Raw genomic sequence first — 11,371 nt, 5'->3', positions numbered from 1 at the left:
GCTCTTAATTGGTTAATACTAATGGATCGGTACTATCTTCTTTAAACTGCTGCTCACAGAATTGATGATACAATTTATGACTATTCTTTAACTCCCAATGATTCCCTTGACCTGTGATCTCACCGTTTTCCATAAAAATGATATTGTCAGCATTTATAATGGTGGATAACCTATGTGCTATTATAATAGCGGTTCTATCCTTCATAAGCTTCTTCATTGCTTCGTTCACAATTCGTTCAGAATGACTGTCAAGACTTGCAGTTGCTTCATCTAAAAAGATTATATTTGGATTCTTCAGAAACATTCTCGCAATAGCAATTCTTTGTCGTTGTCCTCCTGATAAGTTCAGACCTTTTTCTCCAATATTAGTTTCTAAACTGTTAGGCAATTCACTTATAAATTGCCATGCATATGCCTTCTTACATGCTTCTACTATTCTTTTTTCATTTGGGGGATTTTCTAAACCAAAGATGAGATTGTCTCTAATAGTACCGCTTATTAAATCATGATTCTGTGCTACATATCCTATTTGGCTACGCCATGAATTTAATGAAAATAACTCAATATTCTCGTCACCAAAATAAATATTTCCGCTGTTGGGCTTGTAGTATCTCTCCAGAATAGAGATGATTGTGGTTTTACCACTACCACTAGGACCTACTAAGGCATTAACACTTCCTCTTTTTATTATTAAATTAATATTTTTCAAGGAAAATGCTTTATCCTCATTACTGTAGCAAAATGATAAATTTTCAATCACTAAATCTTTATTGGTTTCCGCTAATTCTTTTCCTTTATGCTGATCTTCTCCTTGCTCATATATCAATTGAGAAATTCTTTCTGTTGCACCTATTGTCTTTTGTATTTGAGTAAAGAATAGCCCAAAGTTATTAAGTGGACCCATGATATAGAACATAAGTGTCAGAAATGCTATAAACGTTCCTGGCGATAAACTTCCATTGGCTAATTTAACCCCTCCGAATCCAATTATGCTAATAATGATAAGCATCATCATTAAATTAATGATAGGGTTTAAAATAACCATCCATTTTGTCTGCTTTAGGCCTATGCTTCTTAAAGCTTCAACATCTTCTTTTCCTTTTTCTACTTGTAATTTTTCTGCAGTTGAAGATTTAACCAGTCTTATTGCAGATATTGTTTCAACAGCTCTTACATTTAATTCACCTGTTAAGCTTTGCGTCATTTTAGATAATTTAGATAAAATTCTTCCTAAAGGTATAAAAATTAATAAATAAACTGGAATTGCTACGACAATCACTAGTGTCAATTGCCAATCATACTAAAACAACCAAAATCCACAAAAAAGCACTATTAATATAGCATTGATAAATTGCGAAAAAGAGTTACTTACTAAGTTGTAAATCACCGTAGTATCATTAACAAATCTACTTGCTATATCCGCAGAACGATTCTTATCGTAAAATTCTACAGGCAGTATAACTATCTTTTCCCATAATAAATTTCTGAGATTTGCGACAACATTATATCCTACTACACTTAACATATAACTACCAACTGCCCCAATTACTCCGCTGCTTAAAAATATCCCTAGCAGTCCTAATAGGTCCCACAAATTGATCTTTTCATGAATATTGTAATAGTCTATTAGACTTTTTAAATAATGAGGCACTAAGGTAGAAGCTATTGCGCTTAATCCACTTAAAAATATTGCCAATATAAATAATCTTATATTCGGTCTGGTTTTACTCAGTAAGAAGAAAAACTCTTTCGATTTAAAATTAGGGTTGGTCATCATTTTCACCTCTTTCGTTTAATTCCAATGTCTCAACTTTTTATATCGAATGACTCTTGAAATGACATACGCCATATCTTTCCTGATTTTCCTATAAACAATATTTCACACTCAATAACTGTAAGTCAATATATAATTTTACAAATTATAAAAAAACAGGTCTTTGGTTATACATTATTCTACTTTTGTATATTACGAAATGTATATTCACTCTTAATATTTCTGCCCACAAAACCATAGGCGTAGTATAAAAGAATAAAAAGAAATTTAAATTAATCATACTAAAGGGACGTTTCCGGGGATAATCACTTCTAATTAGAAAAATATGCATTGACTGATTTACTTATATTTTATAAAATTGAATTAAATATACTTATATTTCATTTTTTTGGAATGTGAAGGGTGGGTTATATACAATCTTATAATGAAATGTATAAAGAGAAAGGAGTATAAAAAAATGAAGGATTTAAGAAGAATTTCGATAGTTTTCTTATTTGTAATTGTATCCAGTTTACAACCTGTTAGCTCTCGTGCTGAAGAATCAAATTATGATGAATCTATCATAATTAACCTCGACTCAAAAATTAGTGAATCGACAATAAACAAGGTTCAGGAAAAGTATTCAAATATAGAAACAAATTATATTAAAGAACTAGATTTATTGGTAATAAATAATATAAAACCAAGCCAATTCTCAGCAATCAAAGATATTGCTAAAGAAAAATTAGACGCAAATGAAATTATTGAGGATAAAGAAATTTCTCTTCCTGATAAAAGTAAACATATTCCTGCTAAAGTGGCACCTTCATCACAATTCACGGAAGGTAATGACACTCTTTATGACAGTTGGTTATGGAATATCAAGCAAGTTACAAATGATTATCGAAGTTATCATATAAATAAAGGATCTCATAATACAAAAGTAGGGATAATCGATTCAGGCATAGATTTCAATCATCCAGACCTCAAAAAAAATATTGTAGATACTGGAGAGTCTTTTGTTCCAGTTGAAGATAATACACAAGACTTTTATGGGCATGGAACTTCTGTGGCTGGAATAATTGCTGCTAATGGGGATGTAAAAGGAGTTGGACCAAATCTTGGTTTAGTGCCGTATAAAGTATTTGATAAAAACGGTAAATCTAAAAGAAGTTGGGTTATAAGCGCAATTGTTAAAGCTACGGAAGATGATATGGACGTAATTAATTTAAGTTTATCTACTTTTTTATCAAAAAAAGATAAAGATGATAGAGAGACTATAAAACTTTTTGAAAAAGCTTTTAAATTCGCTAGAAAACACAATACTTTAATTGTTGCAGCAGCTGGAAACCATGGATATGATATCTCAAATTCAAAAAAACTTGCAGAACAATTAGGTAAACCAAAGGACAATATCCTACATCTTCCTGGTGGAGATAACGATGTAATTACTGTATCTGCCACCACAGCGCAAAATACAAAAGCTTCTTACTCAAATTATGGAAAAAACATCTCAATTGCAGCCCCAGGTGGTGATCTGGATACAAATAAGATTGATCTATATAGCTTGGTATGGACTACTTCCCCTGTCAATATCCCGCAAACTCCGCTAAGTAAGTCACTAGGCTTTCAAAAGGGATATGAACCTACTTTAGGGACAAGTGTAGCAGCTCCAATAGTAACTGCTACAGCAGCCCTATTAAAGACAGAATACTACGAAAAATATGGAGAGGAAATGCCAAATCGTAAGGTTGAAGAAAACTTATATCAGAACACAGACCACGTTGAAAACTTAGATAAGAATGAAGTAGGTAGCGGTATCGTAAATGCTTACGAATCATTGCTTAATATTGAGAGATAAAAGATATTAAGTAGTTCTCGAACTTTCACTAAAAATACTTTGATTAATAAAAAAAGATTACTAGACGATAATGATGATGAAGTAGAGATGAAATAAATTGTATTTACGGGATATTGAGAATAACCAAATAAGTTGAGTTCACAAGCAACTTAATATTACTAAGTTGCTTGTGTCATATTTTATTTCAGCCTGAGTATTCAATTCTTTAGCTATTGTTGATTTCTTTATCGCACAAAACCCAGCATGTAGCAGCACCTTATAAACAGACCAATTCTTTCCCTTGCTTTAATCTATCTTCAATAGCCCACTTAACCTTCCTTAGCCTAAATCCCTCTATACGATTTTGTGTACGGACTAAATTTTGATTACGGGACCATGAACCAACTCATAAAGTTCTCCTAAAATTTGCAGGGCTCACTCTAGTTGGTTTTCTTTCTGCTTCTAAAATAATTCCCGCTATTCTTACTTCTTCTTTAGCAGTCCCAAACACTCTTTATCCCTCTTCACAATCAACAGTGCTTTTCTCTTTTTATTCGGCTTTATTCTCGGTGTTACTTTGTAATACCATTCCCAATCATACTTACAAAATCCACGTATGCAGCCCTTTTGCTGTCCTACCCAATCCAACAATTGTCTCATCAAAATAGGGACAGCGATACTTGAAGCAAGTAATGTAAACTAAAACAAGTCGCTCCAATAAATCCAATTATCAGACCTCTTTTTATATTGCTTTTCATTCAAATTCACCCTTAACAAACCATTTCATAATCATAGTGAACAATTAGCTAATTAAGCAAAATGTAACGATGCCAACTATTATTAATACATGAAAAAATGCACCTGTCATAGGACAGTTGCAAAGGCCTTACTAGAACTAGAGCAGCACATGTTGTCTACGCTAAGCCAAAAAGTGGTTATTACATTGTTGACTATTATCAAACCCCTAGTCCAATTAAAGATCATATTGATTTTATCTGCTGATCCGGATAAACGCATTGCCTTATCGGCACTTTAACATTGTATGAATCAAGCGATAGATCATTATAAGGAGCAATTATTCACGTATAGTTAGCAACAGGGGCTTTACTCTTTAAAAAAGGAGTTTACAAAATATTCACAGGAGTTACAAGTATTCACGAGACTTGAACGAGTCGTTATTGCTCTTCATATTTTGTCTGTAATACCGTTTCCAAACGAAAAAAAGAATATGTTTATGGAGCAGCATGATAGAACTTTACTGTTGAATCATGTTACAGCTTTAGGAATTGATCTAAAAAATGAGGGTTTCCGCACGTTTTTTCAGCTCTTTTCGTCAGTGAAAATAAAGTTCTCTGAGAAAAGACAGTCAGGGCAAAGGCTCCCTATGAAAAAGACCCGGAAATCGGCAAGGTTCATTCTGCCGAAATCCAGATCTGATCAGGAATCGTTTTTTAATTAGACGATTTCAATACAAGCTTCGCCACAGCTTCCACATGAGCCGTCTGCGGAAACATATCCACAGGCTGAATATATTCGACGCGATAGTCCTTCGACAGCGCCTGCAAGTCTTTCGCCAGTGTGGAAGGATTGCAGGATACGTAGACGAAGCGTTTCGGTTTTACTTTTTTGATGGTATCTAAAAATGTTCCGTCGCAGCCCGTTCTCGGCGGGTCGACGATGACCACGTCTGGGCGGAAGCCTTCTTTCGTCCATTTCGGGAGCCAGTGTTCAGCTGTTCCTGTGACATATGCCGCGTTTTTGATGCCGTGTTTTTTGGCGTTCTTCTTCGCATCGTCAATTGATTCTTTAATGACGTCCATGCCGCGGATCTCTTTCGCCCCGCTTGAGACCCACATGCCGATCGTACCGACGCCGCAATATGCGTCAACGACTTTTTCTTTTCCGGTCAGCTGCGCCGCTTTTTTCACTTCGTCATACAGCTTGACCGTCTGCTCAGGGTTGAGCTGGAAGAAAGCGCGGGCGCTTAATTCAAATGACACGTCACCAAGTACCTCTTGAATGGCATGGCTTCCGGCCAGCGCTTTTGTTTTGTCCCCGAAAATGACGGATGTGCGCGCGCCGTTGATGTTTTGAATAATCGATTTCACTTCGGGCAGACGATTCTGAATGGCTTTGACGATCTCGTCTTTATTCGGAAGTGTCTCTTTCGCCGTGACAAGCACGACCTGCACTTCGCCTGTTTCAAAACCGACTCTCGTCACGATGGTGCGGACATCGCCTTTTTTGGTCCGTTCGTTATAAACAGATACGTTGTGTTTTTCCAATATGCGGCGGACAATACCCGTTGTTTTGTTCGTCGCCGGATGCTGGACAATGCATTCCTTAATCGGAACAATTTTATGGGAATCAAGTCCGTATAAGCCGGCAATGATGCTGCCGCTTTGCGAGCGTCCGACTTGAAACTGGCTTTTGTTCCGGTAATTCCACGGGTTGTCCATTCCGATCGTTTCTTTAATGTTCATTTCTTCAACATTGAATCTCGTATGACGTTCCAAAGACTGAATGACGATATCGCGCTTTTCGCGAAGCTGCTGACTGTAGGCCAGATGCTGAAGCTGGCAGCCGCCGCATTGATCGTATACCGGACAAGGCGGCGTGACGCGGTGTTCAGACGGCTTGCGGATTTTTTTGACGCGTGCTTCTGAAAATTTCGGCTGAACGTTTGTCGCTTCGGCAACGACTTCTTCGCCGGGCAGAGCGCCGGGAACGAAGACAACCTTTTTCTTAAAATAGCCGACGCCCTCTCCATTAATGCCGAGGCGTTTGATGGTCAGCGGAAATGTCTGTCCGATTTTCAATTCGGCAGGCGCCTTTTTTTGATGTTGATTCACGTTTTATTCTCTCCGTTTCTATAATAAAGCCATCCTCATGGGAAAACGGCTGATTTGAAATATCACATCTTTTCAGTATAACATGCAGCCGGCGGTTCCTTCATGTTTTTCACCGGAAGTTTCCAAAAAATACTCGGAAGCGATCAAATGCCATCGGTAAGCCATCTTGTTTTTATTCAATACTTCTCCACAAATACAAGGACGCGTAGCTTAAATACGGCGCCCATTCCCTGCTTACTTGAAGCATCAAGTCTTTTGACGGTTTATCCTCAAGGGCGAAGCGGCGTTTGACGGCGTTTTGCAGGCCGATATCTGCCAAAGGAAACAGATTCGGGCGGCCGAGGCCGAACATGAGGACGTTTTGGACGGTCCATGGCCCGATGCCTCTGATGGTGATCAGCTTTTTCATAATGTCTTCATCCGATAACTGGGGAAGTTCCGCAAGATTGAGCGCTCCGTCTGCAATCATCCGTGAAAGGTCAATCGCATATTCCGCTTTTCTCATGCTGAACTGAAGCTCCCGCAAGTCCTGATACTCAAGCGCCGCAATCGTTTTCGGCTCGGGGTAGCACCAGACGCCGTCTTTTTGTTCGCCGAAGGCATGGACGAACCGTTCCGTTAAGGTAAAAGCGAAGGACAGGTTGAGCTGCTGGTGGATGATGCATTTCATGAGACAGTTGTACACATCGTATTCCAGCACGAGCGGGGTTCCCGCATGCTCTTCAAAAAGCGCAGACAGATTTGTTTTTGAAAAATGATCAAGCACAGGCTGAAGCGGCTGCTCCCACTGAAAAATGTGTTTGATCCGTTCAATCATCTCCTCGCGGTCCGTTTCGCCGCTGACGAGGAAAACCGGATCTATGGCGGTGCCTTTCGCTTGAACCGTGATGACCGACAGTTTGCCGTCCCGTGTTCTGAGCGGAACTTTAATTGACCTTGCTGTAAGATCGACCGCATTCAGCGGATCGAGTGACAGCCTTTCAAGCACTTTATCAAAATGATACGGCGGCGTGACCGAAACCGTTTCCTCCCACATATGCTCCACCCCTTTTTGTCCAAGTATATCACGAAGCGTTCCGACGGCAATTCGTATACTTTTCTTCATAACGCCGCATGATATAATGGCAGGCGGAGGGTTGTTTATGATACATATAACCGCAATCACAACACATAATGAGATATTAGATAATATCCCCCTATCACGTACAGAACAACCGGACATCGCATGGTACTGGATTGATTTTTTCGGAGCCGAGATGCATGAAACCGAGCTGCTGCGGGATTATTTCCATTTTCATCCGCTCGCGATTGAGGATTGCTTTCAGCACATGCAGCGGCCGAAAATCGACCATTATGACGGCTACCGTTTTTATGTGCTCCACGCCTTGAACCCGGACACACTGGAAATGGAAGAGGTGGACATTTTTCAGTCCGACCGTTTCATCGTCAGCTTCCATCTGCACGAATCGCCCGGCATCTCGAGAGTAAGAGAACGGTTTTTCGCTTCTCCGGGGTTAGCCAAAAAAGGGCCCGGACACATAACGTATATGATTATGGATCAGCTTGTCGATGAATATTTCCCTGTGCTGTACAAAATTGAAGACCGGCTGAATGAAATTGAAGACAGCAGAACACATAAATCTTACGGCACTTTAATGAATGAAGTGTTTGAATTGCGGACTGATCTTTTGAACCTGAGGCGGACGATCATTCCGATGCGCGATTTAATGTACCGGATTTTGAGTCTTGACCATGTAAAAGAAAGCCGTGAAACAAAAGCATATTTCAGCGATATTTACGACCACCTGTTAAAACTGGCTGAGCTGATCGAGTCAAACCGTGATATGACGTCAGATCTGCGGGACAGCTATGTGACGCTGAATTCAAACCGGATGAACGCCATCATGATGACGTTAACCATCGTCTCGACCATTTTTATTCCGCTCACATTCATCGCGGGAGTTTACGGCATGAATTTCGATAACATGCCTGAGCTTCATTGGAAATACGGGTATTTTATCGTTTTGGGCGTAATGGCCGCTCTTGTGGCCGCCATGCTGTTTTGGTTCGCCCGGAAAGGCTGGTTTAATATTTTCAAGTAAGAACGGCTGCCGGCTGTTCTTTTTTTTGTGAAAACATGATATGTTGGAAAAAAACGTAAAGAGGTGTGCGCCGTTACCATTCTTTCTCACAAAACCATTTCTTCCGCCCTTCTGCTTCTCAGTGTCATGTCCATTGCCCCGCTGTATAACGGCTGTACGATGTCTGATTACATCTTTGAGTCGCTCGGCTTTTCTTCTTGGTCTGAAGATGGAGCCCATATCTCCGTCATTCCCGGGGTTGTGCTATACTTTGCGGCGTTAATCTGGTGTGCCGCCTCGTTCAGACGGGCGCTTCCCGCTGAGGGGCTGTTTCTGATCTTTCTCAGCATGGGGGTCTCTTCCAGCATCAGTCCTGTCACTGAATATGCCGCTTTTTCCTTAAAACAGTTCGCGCCTGAAAGAAAGGCTGTCGAATATCTGAAGCACCTCAGTGAATGCAGTCATCTGATTGAGCGCAAAAAAGCGAGCATGAGCTGCACGATTTATATCAATTATTATGGAAAAGGGGAACAAACCATATCTGTCACACCTGATCTATCTGAGAACGTAAAGGGCGTCACATTTAAATCAAAAACATTCACTGTAAAGCCCCGGTCGAAAACAATCATCAAGACGCGTTTTACCGGCTTTTATAAAGGGAAAGCCGCATCAGACAGCGGATGGTCTTCAGAACCTGACCTAAAAGTTGCAAGCCTGCACACAGCAGAATAAACGTTTTGCATGTATAACGATGGAAAACATTTCATTGGAGGGTCTGCTAATGAAGATCGCCATCGTCGGACTCGGCAATATGGGACGCCCCATCGCCGAAAATATAATGAAAGCCGGATACAGTCTGACTGTCTATAACCGGACGAAAGAAAAAGCGGCTGATCTGCTGGAGAAAGGGGCCGAATATGCCAAAACGCCCCGTCAGGCAGCTGAACATGCGGACATTGTGCTGTCAATGCTGTCGGACGATGAAGCCGTAACAGGTGTGACTTTCGGGGCTGACGGCATTATTGCCGGGTTATCTGAAAACGACATTCATATTTCAATGAGCACCATCAGCACGGCGCTGTCAGAACAGCTTTCCGCTGCGCATTCGAGCAGAGGACAGTCCTTTATTGCCGCTCCCGTCCTCGGCCGTCCCGATGCGGCTGAGAAGGCCGAGCTCCGCATCATCACAGCCGGTCCTCAGGAAGCGAAGAAAAAGGCCGAACCGCTGTTTAAAAGCCTGAGTCACAAGTATTTGACACCGGTGAAGAAACCAAAACAGCCAACGCGGCCAAAATCAGCATCAATTTCTTGCTCGTTTCTATGCTGGAAGCGTTATCTGAATCATTCTTAATGATGGAGAAGTACGGCTTGGAATAAAAACAATTTTTAGAAATCGCCAACGCGCTCTTTGGCTCTCCCGTCTATCAAAATTACGGAACCATTATGTCCGAGCAGAAATTCGAACCGGCCGGTTTCAAAATGTCTTTAGGCCTGAAAGATACCAATCTGGCGCTTGCCGCCGCAGAACAGGTTGCCGCAAAACTCCCTCTTGCCGAGCTGGCCAAGAGCCATTTTGAAAGCGGGGTCGAACAAGGCTTCGGGGATCTGGATTGGGCCGCTTTGATTAAATGCCTGAAATAACAAAACACCTCTCCATTAGCAGGAGAGGTGTTTTTTACAAGCGCGGCAGCTTCATTTCTTTCTCAAACATAAGGTCATCAATGCTTTTAAATGTGTATCCTTCTTTTTTCAAATCGGTAATCGCATCGTCCAGAGCTTCTGAATTGTCCTTTGAAACGGTGTGGAGAAGGTAGATCGCGCCGGGATGCGCCTGCTTGATCATGTGATCGTAGGCGTATTTTTTCCCTTTCTGCTCCTTAACCTTCCAATCGACAAATGCGACGGACCAGAAAACGGTTTGATATCCGAGGCGCTTCGTTTCCTTCAGGACATATTCACTGAATACGCCGCGCGGCGGACGAAGATACAGGTTGTCCCGCTTTCCGGTGATGTTGTAAACAGCTTCCGTGACGGAATCGAGTTCGTCCTGAATCTGATCACCCGTTTTTGTCGTCAGATCAGGATGATGAAAAGAATGATTGCCGATAATATGGCCTTCCTTTGACATCCGCTTAATCAAATCAGGCTGCTCTTTTACAAAATGGCCTGTGACAAAAAAAGTGCCCGTGACATGATGTTTCTTTAACACATCAAGCACCTTCGGGGTGTATCCATTTTCATATCCGTTATCAAACGTTAAATAAATGGTCTTTTCTTTCGTATTGCCTAAATAAAAGGCATCATATTTTTTGACCAGATTGTCCAGCTGCTTGCCGGCATCCGGCGGCTGATGATTGACGCTGCGTTTAAATCCCCAGTTTATCCGCTCATTCGGCACGGCCTCTGCGCTGTTTATGCCTCCCGCAAGTAAAACGGCCATGCAGCAAATTGAACAAAACCATTTCATGCACAGCACTCCTTCTGCATTTTTCCTTATTTTGCAGTAGGCTCTCCCCTTTTATACAGCCGCATTATGGAAAGAGAAAAACCCCGGCAGATGCCGGGGTTTATTCCCAATCCTTTTTAAACCGTTCGTATTTTGCTTCCAGATCATCAAGCATGCCGATGAGCCGGTCTATATCTTCAACGTCCGTTGATTCAGGGTCTAACGAATCAATGACATTCATAAACATATCGAGTCTGTTCTTCAAGTAATCGAGCTGCTGATCTTTGCTGTTTACTGCATTCCCCATACTTCCACTCCATTCATTTTTTATAATGGTAGCGTATTTTTTGCCGTTTTTCAATGGTTCCGCTACTTGCGATCTTGACAGATCAGGTCTAA

8 protein-coding genes and 2 pseudogenes are annotated in these 11,371 nt (G+C 41.0%); 4 read left to right on the top strand and 6 right to left on the bottom strand.

All coding sequences use genetic code 11. The annotated features are described in order from the left end of the window. Window positions 1-4: 4 nt before the first annotated feature. The gene (locus BAMF_RS41775) at window positions 5-904 is read right to left on the bottom strand and encodes an ABC transporter ATP-binding protein (RefSeq protein WP_232502501.1); all 900 of its coding nucleotides are present in this window, start codon (window positions 902-904) and stop codon (window positions 5-7) included. A 48-nt stretch (window positions 905-952) separates the two neighbouring features. Continuing rightward, window positions 953-1,774 (bottom strand): annotated as a pseudogene (locus BAMF_RS41770) (ABC transporter transmembrane domain-containing protein); the annotation flags it as partial. Between the two features lie 457 nt (window positions 1,775-2,231). Here BAMF_RS41770 and BAMF_RS24375 point away from each other — a divergent pair. Then, complete coding sequence (locus BAMF_RS24375) at window positions 2,232-3,614, top strand: S8 family serine peptidase (protein WP_013351403.1); 1,383 nt, start codon at window positions 2,232-2,234, stop codon at window positions 3,612-3,614. A 1,430-nt stretch (window positions 3,615-5,044) separates the two neighbouring features. Here the strand turns inward: BAMF_RS24375 and rlmD are convergent. Together rlmD and BAMF_RS24360 are read right to left on the bottom strand one after the other, a co-directional pair. After that, window positions 5,045-6,445, bottom strand: coding sequence for a 23S rRNA (uracil(1939)-C(5))-methyltransferase RlmD (gene rlmD, locus BAMF_RS24365; protein ID WP_013351402.1), 1,401 nt, complete (start codon window positions 6,443-6,445; stop codon window positions 5,045-5,047). A gap of 172 nt (window positions 6,446-6,617) precedes the next feature. Continuing rightward, window positions 6,618-7,481, bottom strand: a complete 864-nt coding sequence (locus tag BAMF_RS24360; protein ID WP_013351401.1) for a DNA-3-methyladenine glycosylase family protein — start codon at window positions 7,479-7,481, stop codon at window positions 6,618-6,620. A gap of 106 nt (window positions 7,482-7,587) precedes the next feature. Between BAMF_RS24360 and corA the strand changes: the two genes are divergently transcribed. From corA to BAMF_RS24345, 3 genes and pseudogenes are all read left to right on the top strand, one after another. After that, complete coding sequence (gene corA / locus BAMF_RS24355) at window positions 7,588-8,547, top strand: magnesium/cobalt transporter CorA (RefSeq protein ID WP_013351400.1); 960 nt, start codon at window positions 7,588-7,590, stop codon at window positions 8,545-8,547. Window positions 8,548-8,610: 63 nt separating this feature from the next. Further along, a complete protein-coding gene (locus BAMF_RS24350) occupies window positions 8,611-9,258 on the top strand; it encodes a hypothetical protein (RefSeq protein WP_013351399.1) in 648 nt (215 codons plus the stop codon). 49 nt (window positions 9,259-9,307) lie between these two features. Further along, window positions 9,308-10,167, top strand: a pseudogene (locus BAMF_RS24345) (NAD(P)-dependent oxidoreductase). Between the two features lie 34 nt (window positions 10,168-10,201). Here BAMF_RS24345 and pdaA read toward each other — a convergent pair. Together pdaA and BAMF_RS24335 are read right to left on the bottom strand one after the other, a co-directional pair. Then, entirely contained in the window at window positions 10,202-10,993 is a 792-nt protein-coding gene (pdaA, locus tag BAMF_RS24340) for a delta-lactam-biosynthetic de-N-acetylase (RefSeq protein ID WP_013351396.1), read from the bottom strand. Between the two features lie 100 nt (window positions 10,994-11,093). Beyond that, window positions 11,094-11,279, bottom strand: coding sequence for an SE1561 family protein (locus tag BAMF_RS24335; RefSeq protein WP_003155558.1), 186 nt, complete (start codon window positions 11,277-11,279; stop codon window positions 11,094-11,096). Between the last annotated feature and the right edge of the window lie 92 nt (window positions 11,280-11,371).

It is taken from the genome of Bacillus amyloliquefaciens DSM 7 = ATCC 23350, from assembly GCF_000196735.1.
Classification (GTDB): domain Bacteria; phylum Bacillota; class Bacilli; order Bacillales; family Bacillaceae; genus Bacillus; species Bacillus amyloliquefaciens.
This window is presented reverse-complemented; position numbering and strand designations above follow the sequence as displayed.

Excerpts from the sequence above, each read along its gene's own strand:
- BAMF_RS24335 (WP_003155558.1), bottom strand. The coding sequence starts at position 11,279 with ATGGGGAATGCAGTAAACAGCAAAGATCAGCAGCTCGATTACTTGAAG.
- BAMF_RS24375 (WP_013351403.1), top strand. The coding sequence starts at position 2,232 with ATGAAGGATTTAAGAAGAATTTCGATAGTTTTCTTATTTGTAATTGTA.
- corA (WP_013351400.1), top strand. The coding sequence starts at position 7,588 with ATGATACATATAACCGCAATCACAACACATAATGAGATATTAGATAAT.
- pdaA (WP_013351396.1), bottom strand. The coding sequence starts at position 10,993 with ATGAAATGGTTTTGTTCAATTTGCTGCATGGCCGTTTTACTTGCGGGA.
- BAMF_RS24360 (WP_013351401.1), bottom strand. The coding sequence starts at position 7,481 with ATGTGGGAGGAAACGGTTTCGGTCACGCCGCCGTATCATTTTGATAAA.
- BAMF_RS41775 (WP_232502501.1), bottom strand. The coding sequence starts at position 904 with ATGGGTCCACTTAATAACTTTGGGCTATTCTTTACTCAAATACAAAAG.